The 16680-nt window shown below is 34.4% G+C and carries 17 protein-coding genes; 13 read left to right on the top strand and 4 right to left on the bottom strand.

All coding sequences use genetic code 11. From position 1 onward, the window contains the following. The first annotated feature begins 533 nt into the window (after positions 1 to 533). The 4 genes from MKX57_RS18225 (at position 534) to MKX57_RS18210 (ending at position 4178) form a co-directional block, all read left to right on the top strand. The gene (locus tag MKX57_RS18225; RefSeq protein WP_008176776.1) at positions 534 to 1082 is read left to right on the top strand and encodes a MarR family transcriptional regulator; all 549 of its coding nucleotides are present in this window, start codon (positions 534 to 536) and stop codon (positions 1080 to 1082) included. Between the two features lie 91 nt (positions 1083 to 1173). Continuing rightward, entirely contained in the window at positions 1174 to 2370 is a 1197-nt protein-coding gene (locus tag MKX57_RS18220) for an MFS transporter (protein ID WP_342530433.1), read from the top strand. A 687-nt stretch (positions 2371 to 3057) separates the two neighbouring features. Further along, positions 3058 to 3912: a hypothetical protein gene (locus MKX57_RS18215; protein WP_008176782.1), complete on the top strand. Its 855-nt coding sequence runs from the start codon at positions 3058 to 3060 to the stop codon at positions 3910 to 3912. Positions 3913 to 3992: 80 nt separating this feature from the next. Further along, positions 3993 to 4178 (top strand): hypothetical protein, encoded by a 186-nt coding sequence (locus MKX57_RS18210; protein WP_008176785.1) that lies wholly within the window; start codon positions 3993 to 3995, stop codon positions 4176 to 4178. Between the two features lie 283 nt (positions 4179 to 4461). On the opposite strand, the gene MKX57_RS18205 is transcribed toward MKX57_RS18210, so the two are convergent. Then, on the bottom strand, positions 4462 to 4788 hold the full coding sequence (locus MKX57_RS18205) for a hypothetical protein (protein ID WP_342550514.1): 327 nt from the start codon (positions 4786 to 4788) through the stop codon (positions 4462 to 4464). 329 nt (positions 4789 to 5117) lie between these two features. On the opposite strand from MKX57_RS18205, the gene MKX57_RS18200 reads away from it, so the two are divergent. The 4 genes from MKX57_RS18200 (at position 5118) to tnpA (ending at position 7061) form a co-directional block, all read left to right on the top strand. After that, positions 5118 to 5702, top strand: a complete 585-nt coding sequence (locus MKX57_RS18200) for a DUF4352 domain-containing protein (RefSeq protein WP_089985673.1) — start codon at positions 5118 to 5120, stop codon at positions 5700 to 5702. Positions 5703 to 5845: 143 nt separating this feature from the next. Beyond that, positions 5846 to 6100 (top strand): YolD-like family protein, encoded by a 255-nt coding sequence (locus MKX57_RS18195; RefSeq protein ID WP_089985675.1) that lies wholly within the window; start codon positions 5846 to 5848, stop codon positions 6098 to 6100. Further along, complete coding sequence (locus MKX57_RS18190; RefSeq protein WP_089985677.1) at positions 6093 to 6344, top strand: hypothetical protein; 252 nt, start codon at positions 6093 to 6095, stop codon at positions 6342 to 6344. Before MKX57_RS18195 ends, MKX57_RS18190 begins: the two co-directional genes overlap by 8 nt. Before the next feature lie 240 nt (positions 6345 to 6584). Then, entirely contained in the window at positions 6585 to 7061 is a 477-nt protein-coding gene (gene tnpA / locus MKX57_RS18185) for an IS200/IS605 family transposase (RefSeq protein WP_342550513.1), read from the top strand. A 367-nt stretch (positions 7062 to 7428) separates the two neighbouring features. Here the strand turns inward: tnpA and rpsD are convergent, their stop codons facing one another. Beyond that, positions 7429 to 8031 (bottom strand): 30S ribosomal protein S4, encoded by a 603-nt coding sequence (gene rpsD / locus MKX57_RS18180; protein WP_008176787.1) that lies wholly within the window; start codon positions 8029 to 8031, stop codon positions 7429 to 7431. Between the two features lie 469 nt (positions 8032 to 8500). Here rpsD and MKX57_RS18175 point away from each other — a divergent pair, with 469 nt between their 5' ends. Further along, a complete protein-coding gene (locus MKX57_RS18175; RefSeq protein WP_043990210.1) occupies positions 8501 to 10384 on the top strand; it encodes a sensor domain-containing diguanylate cyclase in 1884 nt (627 codons plus the stop codon). 82 nt (positions 10385 to 10466) lie between these two features. Here MKX57_RS18175 and MKX57_RS18170 read toward each other — a convergent pair whose 3' ends face one another. Both MKX57_RS18170 and hisJ read right to left on the bottom strand, forming a co-directional pair. Beyond that, positions 10467 to 10946: a GAF domain-containing protein gene (locus MKX57_RS18170; protein WP_008176791.1), complete on the bottom strand. Its 480-nt coding sequence runs from the start codon at positions 10944 to 10946 to the stop codon at positions 10467 to 10469. Between the two features lie 24 nt (positions 10947 to 10970). After that, entirely contained in the window at positions 10971 to 11765 is a 795-nt protein-coding gene (gene hisJ, locus MKX57_RS18165) for a histidinol-phosphatase HisJ (RefSeq protein WP_089985679.1), read from the bottom strand. Between the two features lie 162 nt (positions 11766 to 11927). On the opposite strand from hisJ, the gene ezrA reads away from it, so the two are divergent. The 4 genes from ezrA to thiI all read left to right on the top strand — a co-directional run bounded on the left by ezrA (position 11928) and on the right by thiI (position 16669). Next, positions 11928 to 13631 (top strand): septation ring formation regulator EzrA, encoded by a 1704-nt coding sequence (ezrA, locus tag MKX57_RS18160; protein ID WP_008176795.1) that lies wholly within the window; start codon positions 11928 to 11930, stop codon positions 13629 to 13631. 83 nt (positions 13632 to 13714) lie between these two features. After that, positions 13715 to 14182 carry a GNAT family N-acetyltransferase gene (locus tag MKX57_RS18155; RefSeq protein ID WP_043990211.1) on the top strand — a complete coding sequence of 156 codons (468 nt, stop codon included), beginning with the start codon at positions 13715 to 13717 and terminating at the stop codon, positions 14180 to 14182. Positions 14183 to 14300: 118 nt separating this feature from the next. Then, positions 14301 to 15455 (top strand): cysteine desulfurase family protein, encoded by a 1155-nt coding sequence (locus MKX57_RS18150; RefSeq protein WP_008176799.1) that lies wholly within the window; start codon positions 14301 to 14303, stop codon positions 15453 to 15455. After that, positions 15455 to 16669: a tRNA uracil 4-sulfurtransferase ThiI gene (thiI, locus tag MKX57_RS18145; protein WP_008176801.1), complete on the top strand. Its 1215-nt coding sequence runs from the start codon at positions 15455 to 15457 to the stop codon at positions 16667 to 16669. Before MKX57_RS18150 ends, thiI begins: the two co-directional genes overlap by 1 nt. The last annotated feature ends 11 nt before the right edge of the window (positions 16670 to 16680 follow it).

Raw genomic sequence — 16680 nt, 5'->3', positions numbered from 1 at the left:
CCAACCCCTTTTTAAAAATTATTATTGCTTGAATGATGGTGAACCACCTTTCGGAATTCATCGTATTCTATTTTTTGTTAAAGTTCAACTCGTATTTTTATTAAAATTGTTCATTTTATTCTTGTTATTATTTTACAAAAAAGTTAGCTTATTAAATGATTCTTTGAAAACAAGAATTGTATAAGAATGTTGATTATAATAATGTTTAGAAAATGTTTTACTATAAAAATAAAATATATTTTTTGAGAAAAGGTTCTATTTGAAGTGGTCTAGGAATAGTAAATAACTGATATTTTGTTTTTAATATTAAGGTAGTGGATATATTATTTTGAAACTATGTAATTACTATTTTAAAGTACATAAAATTGTCACAAAATGAGAAGGGTTTATGATCGTTGAGAGGCATTGTGTTTGCGCTAAAAAAGGAGTAGCTTTTATTTTGAAGAAATTTGTGGAAATAAAAGTGCTTGCCTTCAACTAAATTTATAGTTAGAATAGTTGATAGTTAGATAATCTAATTAAAAGGTGATTCAATGACAAAACTTAAGAAAACGTACATGAATGAAGATGATTTACCAGCCTTAGGGATAGAGCCGTATGTGGAACTGATTCAGATGTCTTCATCAAATGAAACAAATCATGAAGATGCGAAATTGGGTTTAATGTTGTTATGGTTAAGCGATTATGTTTTAGATGTAACAGACAATGAGTTAGCTCCATTTGGTATTACAGAAAGTAAATTGGACTTATTGCTATTACTGACATTACATGGAGAAAGACGTGCGACTCCGTCTGCTTTAGCCAAACGACTGGGAATTACGAGAGCATCTGCAACGTCAATGCTCGATTGGTTAGAAAAAAGAAATCTTGTTGTAAGGAATCATAGTAAGGAAGATCGGAGGAAGATATATGTAAGTTTAACGGATGAAGGTCGTACTTTTATAGCTGAAGTTTTACCGACATATTGGTCGTCGTGTGCTTCTAATTTAATCGATTTGGAGCCTGATGAACGAAAAGTATTTGAGAAGCTAGTGAGTAAATTATTAACATCAATACAAAGAAAACTAAATGTGGAGCGTTAAACTGTAGCTATGTTGGTACAGTTTAATTTTTAGTCATTTAATTAGATTATCTAACTATAAGTTAATCAAACTAAAAAGGGTGATTTATTTAATGAATATTGTAATTTCAGGTAATCGAGAAAATTATGCTTTAATGACAACTATTTTATCCTGGACAGGTATGGTAGTGATGTCTAGTCTCTATTTAACAATACCTCTGATTAGTTTATTCAGTGATTATTTTAATATTTCATTGGTTCAGGCAGGCTTTACATCAAGTGTTTTTTCACTTGGATTTGCACTAGGTTGTTTTTTCTATGGTGCGATATCAGAAAAATATGGTCGAAAAAATGTCATTGTATTTGGGCTTTTTTCACTAAGCATGATCACGTTACTTCTAGGATTAGTTAATGATTTTTCTATTATTCTTTTATTGAGAGGAATACAAGGGCTTGCGGCAGCAACATTTTCACCAGTAGCACTTGCTTATACTCTTGAGGTTTTTCCCAATGATCGAAAGGTTGGGGCAATTGGTTTTATCAGTACGGGATTTCTTGTTGCGGGTATAGTTGGGCAAGTGTTTAGTGGATATGTAAGTGAACAAAGTCATTGGCACGTCATTTTTTATGTGCTTGCTGCAGTGTATCTTATAACTGCTTTGTTAGTCGTGTGGATCTTACCGAAGGGAGTACTTCAGAACGAATCTAAAAATATATGGGCTCCTCTGAAGAGAATCGGTATTATTTTTACCAATAGAAATTTGATATTTAGTTATATCATTTCGTTTGTATTATTAATGTCATTTGTCAGTATGTACATTATTTTAGGTGCATATTTAACGAGTGATTCCTTCGGTATGAATAGTCAAAACCTCATTTACATTCGTGCCTTTGGGATAGTAGGAATGGTGATGTCACCATTTGCAGGTAAATTAGCGAAGCGTTTTAATGTACTATTTGTATTAAAAATGGCCTTATGTCTTTCGATTATCTCACTAACCGTGATGAGCCTTATTTCAACTATAGCTGGTTTAACGATTATTAGTATTTTATTTGTCGGTGGGATTGCACTGGCGGTTCCTTCATTAGTAACACTTGTTAGTCAGTTAGGCTGGAATATGGGAGGGATTGCGGTCTCTATGTATACAGTCATTTTATTTGCTGGAACAAGTATTGCACCATTCATATCTGTTTATTTAATTCAAACTGGTAGCTTTACTGTAGCCTTCCTTCTTCTTGCTACAACACTTAGTATTGGATTAGTTTCTGCGCTATTGATTAAAAGTGGAAAAAACGTAGGTTCAAATTGATTGTTCATAAATTACGATTAAATGGTGAAAAAAGCCCTGAACCTTGATAGACAAATACAGACTAAATTTTTTACATTTACAAATGGGAAAACCTACAAACAGAGGAAGTTTCAAAAATGGATGTACATAATAGGAGAGGATATTTACAAAAAGAAATTCACAGGAACGTAGACAGACCGTCAATAATTAATTGAGCTGGTATCTAGAGAGATAGGCTTGGTTTAAACAAATTCTGGCCCTAATTTTTGCAATAACCTTTTGCAAAATTGGGGTCTTTTTTGGTGCATGATTGTGGAATCATTCCCTTAGACTATTCGTTTTCTTTTACAGAGGGGTACTGATCACAAGATACTGGCATTTGCCAGAAGTTTGTTGGAGGCCTTTATTTTAAAGTAATTCAGAGAATAAATTATAATTTTACCTTATGATAAAATATGTTGTCAATAATAAATTTGTGAAATTTTAAAAAAATGTTATAATAGTCTTATAATCATTTTTTTGAAATCGTATTTCGAAATCCGATGTCTATTTTTACAGATTGAATTTGGGACTTTTTTAAATCTTTTTTAAGCTAAAGAAAAAAATCAAAACAGTTTATGTGAGCTTTTAAGGACGTTAGTTGAATAATTATTAATTTATTATCTAATAGTAACCGAATTTTTTTATTCCCTAAGGAGGACTAGAATAATGAATCTAATCAATAAGAAAGTTACGCATAAGCGTTTTGGCGTAGGTAGTATCGTTAAGCATAATGATTCTAGTATTGAAATACATTTCGCATCTGAAAATAAGAAGTTTGTTTTCCCTGATGTATTTGGAACACATCTAAAGCTACATGATAAAAGTGATGCTAGGTCACTTGAAGAAATTATACAAAAAAAGGAAAATGAACGAAAAGAGGAGGAATTGAAGAAGGAAGAGGAAAAAGTTTTACAACGAAAAAAGCTGGCGCTTCGCTTGGAGCATGAAAAGCTTATGAAAAACCATAAACTTCATCCCTCATCACAAATGGTTTTTTGGTGTGACACTGAAGAACAGACTACTTCTTTTTCAGAGTGGAAAGTTTTTTCAGGAGTCTTAAAAAGTGGCAATAACAAAGGAAAACCAAACAAGCCGAGTCGCTTGCATCCAAATAGCGCTGTGTTATTAACAGCAGTAGATTCGAGCAAGCTAGAAAAAGAAAGACGTATCTTAGGCGTCTATATGGTGAAAGAAGATTTTGTCGGCAAAATTTGTGAAGATGGATATATTCCTGCTCATTCCATATACAGATTGCAGCTTACAGAACAGGAGTCGGATCAGTTGCTTTTCTGGAAATATTATTTAAATGAAAAATCTCCTGAAAAAATGACATGGAATACAGGTAAATACCGATATTTTGAAAATTTATGGATGGCTCAAATTTTACTTGATATTATGTCATTGAAAAGTGACCCAAATGAACGAGAGCAGGCACAACAATTTTTTCAACATTTTTGTAAAATGAATCAAATATCAGCTCAAGAATTACCAAAACCTAATGGTGCATTAATGCGTATTTAGAAGGAAAAAATCGATTAAATGCAGAACCACAGAACAGAATTTAATTTTTAAAGTTGTAGTTAAACAAAAGGACGGATGTAATGAAATATAATAAAACAGTTATGCTAAAGCTTATCAATGAACATCGAGTACTGCATGATGAATTAAAAAAGCTAAAATCTGAAATGGGATTAGAGAAAAATTTTGCAGTAAAGGCCATGTATCATTCATTTGTTGCAGAGGATGGCCCTTATATGAAAGAGTACCAAGATTTAGAGCGATTATAATTAACGAATGGTAAGATAAGTTTATAATCAAGCTATTTATTTTATGGGAAACCAAAAAGTATGACTTTAACCGGAATGGAGAAATCCATTCTGGTTTTTCTTTTATCGATAAGTGACTGGACTGCAAACAGATTTACTCTTTATTCACTTATACTTGTAGTAGTAAATAATTTTGTTGAAGTAAGAACGCGTAGTTATAATATGAAAGGCTGAAGTACGCGAGGATAAATAAGAAGATAATTATACTCCTGTCTGCCCCCTTAAAAATCCCCTAAAATAAAAACTAAATACCCATCTTTTCTGATAAACGTTTGAATGCATAAAATAGACAGTTATCTGCATACGGCTCTTTAGTATGTGAAGAAATAAATACATCACCACTTTCTTTAAGTTGTTCACCATCTTCTAATAGAATTCCAGAACTCCACACTCTAATGGCATAAGAGGTTAAAGGTTCAGCTAATTCTGCAATTTCAAGTAATCGATTAAGCTGCTGGATATTCAGTACATTAGGTTCTTCTCGTTCTTCGTCGTTAATAACTACTTTAGTAAAACGATTACGAGGGATTAATTCCGCATCAACAGCCACATTAACTGTAACTTTAAACACGATGAAATAGTCGAAATATTGAAGGTTTGTAATCCTTCAATAAGGGTGTAATAACATAGGGTATTGGTGGCAGGAGTCAGTAGAAAAAATGAGCGACCTCAGTTATTGAATCTTAAAAATTTTGGTTTCTTTTCTAAAAGCAATCAGCCAAATCTTAAGCGAATGAACCAGTTATTAATAAAGCAAATCGAAAAAAGACAACTATTAAGCACTCTCATTTGAGGGTGTTTTTTCAATGAAAAGAGTGATGAAAAATGTAGAAATATGAAAAAAGTAATAGATTTACCTCGATTATCCATGTATATTTGTGTATAAGGAGGGATATTTTAATGAAAAAATTTTTAAAAATAGGTTGTGGTGGTTTTATTGCTTTATTTATCTTGTTAATAATTATCGGGATGTTTGTTGGCGATGATAATAAAGAAACAACAGATAAAGAGAAAGAACCAGTTACGGCATCAACTAACACTGATTCAAAAAATGATAAACCAGATGCTGGGAAGGACAAAAAGGTTAGTATAGGTGAAGAATTATCAGTTGGAAAAGTTATTTTTAAAGTTAATTCAATAAACGAAGTTAATGAGATTAGTGCTGCTAATGGATACATGAAATATAAACCTGATGCAGAAGGTGCAGTATTTTTGAATGTAAATGTGACTGTAAAAAATAGTGGAACAGAAATGATTCAAACAGATTCGAGTTTCTTTAAATTAAAAGCTGCTAATGGAGCATCATATTCACCATCAACTATTATCGTAGCGGATGATAAATATTTTACTTTTGAAGGAATTAATCCTGGATTAGCACTTACAGGTAACGTACTATTCGAAGTTCCAACTGGATTAACAGGTCTAGACTTACAAGTACAAACAGGTTTTTGGGGTACAGAAACAGGAATTATAAAATTAAATTAATTAATAAAGCCACCTTTGAGTGGCTTTTTATTATGCCAAAAAAGGATGTGATGACATGGCAACCATCCAAACAGCAATTCAGATTGAAGATCGTTTAAGTCAACCGATGCGTGCGATGCAGAATGCAGTATCTATGATGGTTAATCAAATATGATAAAAAACGTGACCTAACTCAGTGGGAGTTAGAGGAAATAGAACAAACCATACAGCGAGCGTTTAAATTGCAAAAATTAGTTAAATTAATGCTATGGCACCAGAATAAACTTCTAGGCCAGGTAGGGTTAATAACTGGCACCGATGTTTATAAAAAGCAATTACTATTAGAAACAGATTTATCAATTAAGCATATTACCTTTGATATGATCCGAAAGGCGTCATTGGTAGACGCTGATGATTAATCCAGAGCAACGCCAGCTTTTACACAAATACTTATTAATAGAACTAGCAGTAAAGTCACTACAGATGGATTATCAGAAAGTCGAACAACTTAAAATTAAAAAAGTCTTTGTGCCCCTAATTAGTTATAAGGAATGGAATGAATATATTCGTGCTGAGTGGGCAGAAGGATCATTTATCGGGAGAAGTAATGATAAAGAAATAAATAAAAGAGTATATGTTAATAAACATTGTAAGATTAAATGATTCTCTTATTTAAAATACAGAACAAATAAGCCATATTTACATTGTGTAAAAAGCTTAAAGTAATTATTAGTTATTATTTAAGTCGCTCATTTGAAAAATGAGTGACTATTATTGTATCTTTTGAAAACCCCTTGCTATGCGAGGGGTTCTAAAGAGCTTCTAGCTATGGACAAGAAAAAAACCCCAGCCGTACAATGAATTCAGGTCTGGTCAACCGACTTCGTACGAAAGGGGATCCAAATGGATAATAAAAGTTTAGCATACACAACATGGAATTGTAAGTATCACATCGTCTTTGCGCCAAAATATAGAAGGCAGATTATTTATGGACAAATTAAAGTAGATGTAGGTAGAATTCTTCGCCAGTTATGTGAAAGAAAAGGAGTAGAAATTATTGAAGCAACAGCATGTCCTGATCATATTCATATGTTGGTAAGTATCCCACCCAAATTAAGTGTTTCATCGTTTGTGGGTTATTTGAAAGGGAAAAGTAGTTTAATGATATTCGATCGACATGCGAACCTAAAATACAAATATGGAAACAGGAAGTTTTGGTGTCGCGGATATCATGTAGATACAGTAGGAAGAAACAGAAAAATCATTCAGGAATATATAAAAAATCAATTACAAGAGGATATTCTTGAGGATCAAATGACCATGAAAGAATTCATTGATCCATTTACAGGAGAAGAAATAAAAGCAAAAAAAGGAAAATGATAAAACCACTTTAGTGGTAGCGTGAAAACGGAGTGCGGTTGGCGGACCTTTCAGTGTGTCTTTAGACATGGGCCAGTACCCCAGCGTTTCACGCGTAGAGCAAACCACCAGTTAGACTGGTGGTTCTGATTAGGCTTAACTTTGAATAGTCGAAATACCTAGGGCTTAAAATAAAAATAAAGTACACCTGTCCGTTGTTTGTTTTTTAAAAACTAAGTAAGCAAAAAACGCTCCTCCAGTCGCTCCCCTAAACCCCCAGTAAGAAATACTAAATATCGAAAGTGAAATACAAAACAAAAACCCCGTAAACACTTGGTATACCAAGGTTACGGGGTTTAAGAATCCGAAGATTTCTATCGTTAAAAAATTAACGAGAGTAGTACTCTACGATGAATGATTCGTTGATTTCTGCTGATAACTCAGAACGCTCTGGAAGGCGAGTGAATGTACCTTCTTTTTTGTCAGCGTCAAATGTTAAGTAGTCAGGTACGAAGTTGTTTACTTCGATTGCTTCACCTACAACAGCAAGGTTTTGAGATTTTTCACGAAGAGAAATCGTTTGACCTGGTTTTACGCTGAATGATGGAATATCAACGCGTTTGCCATCTACTAAGATGTGACCGTGGTTAACTAATTGACGAGCTCCACGACGAGTACGAGCTAAACCTAAACGGTAAACTAAGTTGTCAAGGCGAGTTTCAAGAAGGATCATGAAGTTTTCACCGTGTACACCTTTCATTTTACCAGCGCGGTTAAACAGTGTACGGAATTGACGTTCGTTCATGCCGTACATGTGACGAAGTTTTTGCTTCTCTTGAAGTTGTAAACCGTATTCTGATAATTTTTTACGTTGGTTTGGACCGTGTTGTCCTGGTGCGTAAGGACGTTTTTCGATTTCTTTACCTGTACCGCTTAGTGAGATACCAAGACGACGAGATAATTTCCAAGATGGACCTGTATAACGAGACATATTGTTGTCTCCTCCTTTAAATTTGGTTTTTTTGTTGTAAAACAAAAACCAGTAGTACCCATTCTTACACGCATTTTATTTTCATGTATTTTCGCCTATGCAGCCGTTAGGTTACACAATACACCATCTATTTTTAATAGCTGACTATCTAAGTAGTTGTACAGAAGAAAATAGAGGAATAAAATACAATATAAGCTTATACCACTGCTGCGTTTATTTTACACAACCCTCATTGTAACTGCTTAGGACTTGTACGTCAATTATTAGTATTTAAAATTTTGTAACAGGCGTATAGTAGAAAATTCCTCACTGTACATTCCTAATGTGTCAGAAATAGTTAAAGATACGCTGTGAAATCTAAAATGTAAAAGTAAGGGAGAAATTACATAGTCAAAATGACACAAATTATGTATAATATATTATAAGTTAATAGTAATTGATTTGGACGTTATATAGAAAAGGTGATTTCATGACAGACCATTTACAAACGCTAAAATATATAAAATCTGATGTTTTGAGCTTTTGGGTGAGTTCTAATGAAGAACAAGCTAGTTTTAATGGGTATTTTTATTCATTAAAACAGTGTCTTAAGAAACACTTGGAAATTGATAATGCAGCTTTTCTTAGTTTTGAAGGTAATTCTTTAATACCTATTGAGGAGATGGCTTCATTAACAATTGAAACAAAGCTAAATGCTGTGTCATGGCTGATGATCGAAGCTAGTTTTTATCAACAAAAAGTAGTGAAAATTCCTTATATATTAAAGGCAAGACAGGCCTATTCAATGATGACAGATATGGTGCTTTTCCAAGCAGAGGGCAATAATCCCATTGGTGTATTACTTGTGGAGGCAACAGAGTCTTGGACAGACTTTATGACCTCAGATTACGGCGAAAAATGTATAGAAATACTTTCTCAGGTTCTTCAAATGATGAGAGATAATTTAGATGTAAAAATAAATGAAGACCAATATAGAAAACTATATAACATGACTGATTTATTTCATTCAACAATGGATATCGATTTAATTTTAGAAAATGTATTGAAAAATATAAGGGATAACTTCCCTGAATTTAATGTAGAGCTTATATTATCGAATGATCAAGACCGACACACGACCATCGATATTAAGCTTTTTGATTATTTATCCGAAAGACCTACAACTATTGAGGCTTTTGTATCAGGAGAGTTAACAACTGAACTTGCGAGTGATTTAAATTGCCGATTATTAAATGCACCTATTAAAGGAAGGCAGGCAATTTATGGCATATTACAAGTAAGTGCTCCAACTACTTACCTTTTTTCAACGACTGAAAAAGATTTTGTACGGATGCTTGCACAGGCGTCAGGAAATGCACTAGAAAATGCAAAGTTATATCATCAGTCGCATCGCCTCGTCAGTGACTTACAACTTATCAATGAAACATCACATCGTTTAAATATGAGGATTGACATTCATGAAATGTTACTTTTCCTACAAAAGCAGTTACTAAAATCTTTTCAACCAATGGAAGTTTGCTTCGCATTTAAAAAAGATGACACCTTTGAAGTAACGGGGGCAAGTACTTCGTTATTTAGTTCTGAAGAGGGTCAAACGTATATTAAGCATGTTGAACAACATTTTACTCAAACTAATGATCCGCTGTTTATAGCTGATTTTAGTCGATTAACCTCTAAACAAATTGATTATCGTTCCATAATGGCTATCCCTATTCTAATGGAAGAAAAGATCAATGGCTTTAGTATCGTCTTACATAAAGAGCCGTATTTCTTTTCGTTTGATAGCTTTAAATTAATGCAGTCTTTAATCCACCACTCATCTTTAGCAATTGCAAACTCTATTTTACGAACACAGCTTCAGGAAATGGTCGATTTGGATCATTTAACAAAACTATATGCACGTAGTTACCTAGATCATTTTGTAGAAAAGTCGCTTGAATATGATCAATCAGGGATGTTTTTACTTATTGATATTGATAATTTTAAACGTATTAATGACACGTATGGTCACCAAGTAGGTGATAAAATTCTTATGCAGATTGCCGTTCAGTTGAGGGAAACAATAGGTAGTCGAGGGATTTGTGCAAGGTGGGGCGGCGAAGAGATGTCTGTATATGTACCTAATATCAGTGAAAAAGAAGCTTTAGAATTAGCAGCAGCCATCGTTGAGGTAATCCCAAGTGCCACGGACCCTCAAGTAACGATTTCAGCAGGTCTCATTACATGGAATGATCAAGACCGACCGGCATTCCAATCTGTTTTCTTACATGCCGATACTGCTCTATATGAAGCAAAAAATAGTGGTAAAAATCGTTTTTGCATCCATGGTGATTCTTTTCAAACAAACCAATAAGATGGATGGCGTTAATGTAAATGGTACTATAAAATAAATTGCCCTGAAATGACAATGCATTTCAGGGCAATTTTTTAACACCTTATATGTGAAGCAGTAATGTTTGAACAAATTGCTCTAAGCCATCTTGATCATCCTGAGAGAAGCGATTTACAGTAGGACTATCGATATCAAGTACACCAATAATCTCACCTTGCTTCATTAAGGGTATGACAATTTCAGATTGGGAGGCAGCATCGCAGGCGATATGTCCTGGGAAATCGTGTACATCTTTGACAACAATCGTTTCTTTTGTTGCCACTGCAGTTCCACAAACTCCACGGCCAACCGGAATTCTAACACAGGCAGGCAGACCTTGGAATGGTCCAAGTACAAGCTCATCATCTTGTAAGAGATAGAAGCCAACCCAGTTAATATTTGTTAAAAATTGATTAAGAATGGCAGAAGCATTGCTTAAATTTGCAATCTGATCTGTTTCGCCAGTTAGTAGTGCATCTAATTGCTTAGATAGTGTAAGATATTGGTCAGCAATAGATCCTTCATAATTAATTTGTGTAAACATATATGCACCTCGTTTAAAAGTTATTTAGATCGGTAATATAACATTATAATGTTGATGTAAATCAGCCACGCTATGGGCATCTGAACCAAATACATAAGGTAATTCAATAGCATGACAATAATTGATAAAGGCAAATGGTGGATAGGGCTCCTGACAAAATGGCTTACTTAAACCAGCACTATTTACATCTAATTCATAGCCATCTTGCTTCATAATGTCTAAAACCTGGTGAATTCGAGTGTCGTCATTTATTTTCTCATGATGTGCTAGCTGAAATTTATGAATAAGTGATGGGTGTCCAATCCGTTTTGGTTTATAGGGACCAAGATCTGCCTTTATAGATTGTAGGACTGTATCATAATATAAATGATATACCTGTTCAACAGAGCCAACTTTCTTAGAGAAATCAATAAAGCATTCGGGAGAGTAGTCGATACATTCAAAGGTGTCCTGCCACTGTAAAAAATGAACTGACAAGATGGCATCATCTAAAAAATGTCCATATGTATCAAGAAAATGACGAGTTTCTTGTTCAAATCCTTTGATATAATCTACTTCTAACCCAATACGAATGTGAATATCTTTCGCATATTGTTTTTGCAGGCATTGTAATTCTTCAATATATGGCATAAGATACCCGGCTTTCATCCCACTATCTTGCTGTGGTGTAGGATCAATAAAACCGTCTGGTAATGGGGCGTGTTCTGTAAACGTTATATCTGTGAAATTATGAGAAATTGCTTTTTCAATATATTGAATGAACGTGTCCGAACTGCCATGTGGACAATAAGGACTATGTATATGCCCATCACGTTTCAAAATGTACCACTCCTTTAGATCTATAGACCGCTATTTTAATATTTTACAATAGCAAAAATACAGTTTTCTGAAAATCACTTAAATTTTAGTACAAAAGGCGAAAACATAGTATATAATAAATACAACTAGCCAATTCGTTTATTGTAGAATAGGAGGCTTACGATGGAGTATATCATCATTCCGATAATCCTACTATTAATTTTAGCCATAGTAGGATTTATGATGCGAAGAAAACATGTTGCAATTATTGCAAAACTTGAAAATGAAAAATTACAAATACAACATAAACCTATAAATGAAGAAATTTCAAAAGTAAAATCTTTGAACATGAACGGTGAAACGGAAGAAATGTTTGAACGATGGCGCAATATTTGGGATGAAGTCATCGATGTACATATGACTAAAATCGATTCACTTTTATTTGATGCAGAAGATCAAATTAATCGACTTCGTTTTAAAAAAGCGACATTAATTGAACGTGAAATCGAAGACTATATCGAAAAATGTGACCAAGATAAAGATAAAATTTTAGAAGAATTAAATGAATTAATTGGCAGCGAAGAAAAAAATAGAATTGAAATTGAACAGTTAAAGGAATATTACCGTTCTGCGAGAAAAACATTGCTAGCACACCAGCATTCCTTCGGTGTAGCATTACCTGCACTGGAGAAAAAGCTAGAGGAATTTGTTGAGAAGTTTGAAAAATTTGATGTTCTGACGAATGAAGGTAATTACTTGCAAGCAAGGGAAATTGTAATTAGCCTAAATCAGGAATCACAGCAGACATTCGAATATATAAATGATGTCCCAACGATTTTGACGGAATTACAAGTTAAGCTCCCAGGAGCAGTTCAGGAATTGCGTAATGGTCAACGGGAAATGGAAGACCAATCTTACTATCTGCAGCATTTAGAATTAGCGGAAGCATTAAATAAATATGAAAAAGAATTTACTTCGTTAAAAAATGACCTAGCAGAGCTAAATTTAATGGTTGTTAAACCTCGTGTAACAGAAATAAATGAAGAAATCGATCATTTTTATGATTTACTGGAAAAAGAGGTTATTGCCAAAAATTATGTGGATCAAAATTGTGATCGTTTATTAAGCTCAATCACAAACGTTATAACGTCTACAAAATCAGTGAGTGATGAGGCAACCTATGTACAACAAAGCTATCACTTAAACGAAAAGGATGCTGAAATTCCAAAAGCTGCATTAAAGCAATTGGAAGCACTGCAACGTCGTTATGATTTATTATCCATGCGTGTCAAAGAAGAAAAGTCTGCGTATTCAAGCTTGCAAGAGGAATTAATAGAAATAAGTGAAGAGCTTGAACGAATCCATGAAGAGCAAGGTCATCTGTCTAATACAATGAAGAAACTTCGTATTGATGAAAATAAGGCCCGTGCTCAAGTCGAAAACTTAAAGAAAATATTACAAGATACAGATCGTCTCCTAAATAAGGCGAATATTCCAGGAGTCCCAGAGGAGATGGACGCACGACTTGATGAAGCGGCAGAGCATATATATGTAGTTATGCAAAGTCTGCAGGAAGTTCCGCTTAATATGGGAACGGTTCATAATAATTTAAATGCTGCGACACTTTGTGTAGAGGATGTTAAAGCAAAAGCTCATGAATTAATAGAGAATGTAATGCTTATTGAACGCATTATTCAGTATGGCAATCGTCATCGTGCATCTAATCCGACATTAAATGCACGTTTAAAAGAGGCTGAGGAAGCATTCCATCAATTCCGTTATTCCAAAGCATTAGAGGAAGCAGGGACAGCAGTGGAAGAAATGGAGCCAGGTGCATTAAAGCGCATCCAAGAAATGGTTGCAGAACAGTCTATGGCAAAAAATTAAAACTACATTTGTGCTGTCTAAAAAGTATAGCAATTACTTTTTAGACAGCTTTCTTTTTAAATTTTGTAAAGGATGTGATACGAGTGGAACTATTAATTCGAAATATGAACGAAAAGTATGCTCAGGAAATTATATGTTGGCAATACGAAGAGCCCTATGATTTTTATAATAATGAATTATCCGAGGAATCCTTGCGGGAATTTCTTGACAATCCTTACTTCGCCATTATGAATGAACAAGAGGAGTTAATCGGTTTTTATTGCACGGGGTCAGCTGCCCAAGTGCCAAAAGGACATGATTTTAACGCTTATTCAGAAGAGTATATAGATATTGGTATTGGCATGAAGCCAACGCTAACAGGAAAAGGTTTTGGTACAAAATTCTTTTCATTCATCATCAAGAATATCCAGCAAGAATACGCTACGCCACTTCGTTTAACAGTTGCCCAATTCAATAAGCGAGCGATATTCCTTTATGAAAAATTAGGATTTGTGAAAGAGCTTGAATTTAGTACGCCAACGGAATTTATTACGATGTTAAAAAAATTGTAAGAGCGATCCTTTCTAATGATTAAAATATGAATTATCGTTAAAGTTAGTGGTCAATCTCCACAGATTGCGTTATGATAAAAACCGTTACATCAACGTTTTGAAAGTGTGTGAAAATATAATGAACGAGACAATTTATTTGGATAATAGTGCCACAACAAAACCATTAAAAGAAGTTCTACAGGCGTTTATGGTTGTGAATGAGCAGTATTATGCCAATCCTGCATCTATCCATGCGATGGGTGTTGAAGCAAATGATTTATTAATGCGTGCACGTGAGCAAGTAGCAGATATTTTGCAAACAGAAGCAAAAAATGTGCTATTTACTTCAGGTGGTACGGAATCGAATAATGCGGCGATTTTTGGAATAGCACGTAGCAATACACATATAGGAAAGCATATTTTAACGACTGAAATAGAACATCCTTCAGTTTTAGAGACTGTTAAACAGCTCTCAAAAGAGGGCTTTGAAGTGGAATATTTAAATGTTGATCAGCGTGGTGTTATTTCGTTGGATGAACTTCGTGCAAAAATACGAAAAGATACAATTTTAGTAAGTATGATGCATGTAAACAATGAAATGGGTGCGATTCAACCGATAGAGGAAGCTGCTAAATTAATCCATGAAATGAGTCGGGCAGCCTTACATGTGGATGCTGTACAAAGCTTTGGAAAATTGGCTGTATCCTTTAAGGGTGAAGAGGGACCGGATTGTATTTCAATCTCAGGTCATAAAATTCATGGCTTTAAAGGCTCTGGTGTATTAGCATTCCGTAAAGCGATAAGATGGCAGCCATATGCACTTGGTGGCGGCCAAGAATTTGGATTGCGTAGTGGGACTGTTGCTGTTCCACAAGCTGTCGCTTTATCTAAGGCAGCTCGGATGGCGGTTGAAACCATGAATGACCATGCAAAAAATTATCGTCAATGGCATGATGAAATACTTGCACAGTTACACGAATATGGAGAAGCTATTCATATTTTATCGACTCCGCAGGGAGCGTCACATATTATATCTTTCAGTGTTCGCGATTTAAAAGGAGAAGTCATCATTAATGCGATGCAAAAACGAGGCGTTATTGTATCTACATCCAGTGCTTGTTCTTCGAAGCAAACTAAAACAAGTCATGTTGTTGAAGCATTGCATCTAGATGAGCATTATAAAAAAGGTGTTATCCGTATTAGTTTTGGTGCACATAACACGGTCGAAGATATTGAAAAGTTTAAACAAGTATTAGCAGAAGTAATGCTAGAGCTTAAAGGAGAAATAAAGTAATGATTTGGAAAGAAATTTTAATTAGATATGGCGAACTTTCTACAAAAGGTCGCAACAAGATGGATTTTATCCGCCGTTTACGTGAAAATATCCGTCATGCATTTGCTGATTTAGGACATCTCCATATTCGTACAGAACGTGATCGAATGTTTATTGCGATAGAGAATGAAGAACAAATGCAAACACTAGTAACAGGTTTGCCTAAAATTTTTGGTATTCAATCATTTAGTCCGGTTGCAGCATGTGAAAAAGATATGGAAAGTATGAAAAAACTGGCGATTACGATAATGGAGACATTTAAAGAAAAGCCATATACATTTAAAGTGGAAGTGAAACGTACCGATAAAACCTTCCCATTAGAATCACACGCGATTCAACGGGAGATTGGTGGATATGTTTTACCTCAATTTAATAATTTATCTGTTAAAGTGAAGCGACCTGATATTGAGTTACGTGTAGAAGTCCGCCATGATGCAACCTATATGATGGCACAAGTCATTCCAGGTGCAGGCGGAATGCCTGTAGGATCAAACGGGAAGTCATTGTTAATGCTTTCAGGTGGTATTGATAGTCCAGTTGCAGGTTATTTAATGATGAAACGCGGAGTCCGTTTAGAAGCCATTCACTTTTTTAGTCCGCCCTATACAAGCGAAAATTCATTGGAAAAAGTAAAAGTGCTTGCAAATGAGTTAACGAAATTTGGAGCTAATATACGATTACATGTTATTCCTTTTACTGAAATACAAGTTCTGATTAAAGAAAAAGTACCTTCTAATGTATCAATGACAACAACTCGGCGTATGATGTTAAAAGTTGCAGATCAAGTGCGAGAAGAAATCGGTGCTCTTGCGATTGTCACAGGAGAAAGTCTTGGACAAGTAGCAAGTCAAACACTTGAAAGCTTAACAGCAATAAATGCAGTAACGAATACACCTATTTTACGACCGTTAATTTCATCAGATAAATTAGAAATCATTGAGTTAGCTGAACAAATCGGCACATATGAAACATCTATTCAGCCTTTTGAGGACTGCTGTACAATCTTTACGCCTGCTAGTCCTAAAACAAAGCCTAAGCTCGAAAAGGTTGAGCATTACGAAAGCTTTTCTGATTTTGATGAACTGATAGCACGCGCGGTCAAAAATCGTGAGGTCTATATTTTCCCTAAGAAAGAAGAAGAGCAAAAGCAAGATAAGTTTGCTGATCTTTTATAAATCAAAATTTC

The sequence above is a fragment of the Lysinibacillus sp. FSL M8-0216 genome (genome assembly GCF_038595555.1).
In the GTDB taxonomy this organism is placed as follows: Bacteria; Bacillota; Bacilli; order Bacillales_A; family Planococcaceae; genus Lysinibacillus; species Lysinibacillus fusiformis.
The sequence above is the reverse complement of the archived record's forward strand: the minus strand, read 5'-3'. Positions and strand labels throughout refer to the sequence as shown.

What these genes read in the sequence shown, in the direction of transcription:
- MKX57_RS18210 (WP_008176785.1), top strand. Translation starts at nt 3,993, where the DNA reads ATGAAATATAATAAAACAGTTATGCTAAAGCTTATCAATGAACATCGA.
- MKX57_RS18220 (WP_342530433.1), top strand. Translation starts at nt 1,174, where the DNA reads ATGAATATTGTAATTTCAGGTAATCGAGAAAATTATGCTTTAATGACA.
- MKX57_RS18170 (WP_008176791.1), bottom strand. Translation starts at nt 10,946, where the DNA reads ATGTTTACACAAATTAATTATGAAGGATCTATTGCTGACCAATATCTT.
- thiI (WP_008176801.1), top strand. Translation starts at nt 15,455, where the DNA reads ATGATTTGGAAAGAAATTTTAATTAGATATGGCGAACTTTCTACAAAA.
- tnpA (WP_342550513.1), top strand. Translation starts at nt 6,585, where the DNA reads ATGGATAATAAAAGTTTAGCATACACAACATGGAATTGTAAGTATCAC.
- MKX57_RS18150 (WP_008176799.1), top strand. Translation starts at nt 14,301, where the DNA reads ATGAACGAGACAATTTATTTGGATAATAGTGCCACAACAAAACCATTA.
- MKX57_RS18175 (WP_043990210.1), top strand. Translation starts at nt 8,501, where the DNA reads ATGACAGACCATTTACAAACGCTAAAATATATAAAATCTGATGTTTTG.
- MKX57_RS18215 (WP_008176782.1), top strand. Translation starts at nt 3,058, where the DNA reads ATGAATCTAATCAATAAGAAAGTTACGCATAAGCGTTTTGGCGTAGGT.
- MKX57_RS18225 (WP_008176776.1), top strand. Translation starts at nt 534, where the DNA reads ATGACAAAACTTAAGAAAACGTACATGAATGAAGATGATTTACCAGCC.
- MKX57_RS18190 (WP_089985677.1), top strand. Translation starts at nt 6,093, where the DNA reads ATGATTAATCCAGAGCAACGCCAGCTTTTACACAAATACTTATTAATA.
- rpsD (WP_008176787.1), bottom strand. Translation starts at nt 8,031, where the DNA reads ATGTCTCGTTATACAGGTCCATCTTGGAAATTATCTCGTCGTCTTGGT.
- MKX57_RS18200 (WP_089985673.1), top strand. Translation starts at nt 5,118, where the DNA reads ATGAAAAAATTTTTAAAAATAGGTTGTGGTGGTTTTATTGCTTTATTT.
- ezrA (WP_008176795.1), top strand. Translation starts at nt 11,928, where the DNA reads ATGGAGTATATCATCATTCCGATAATCCTACTATTAATTTTAGCCATA.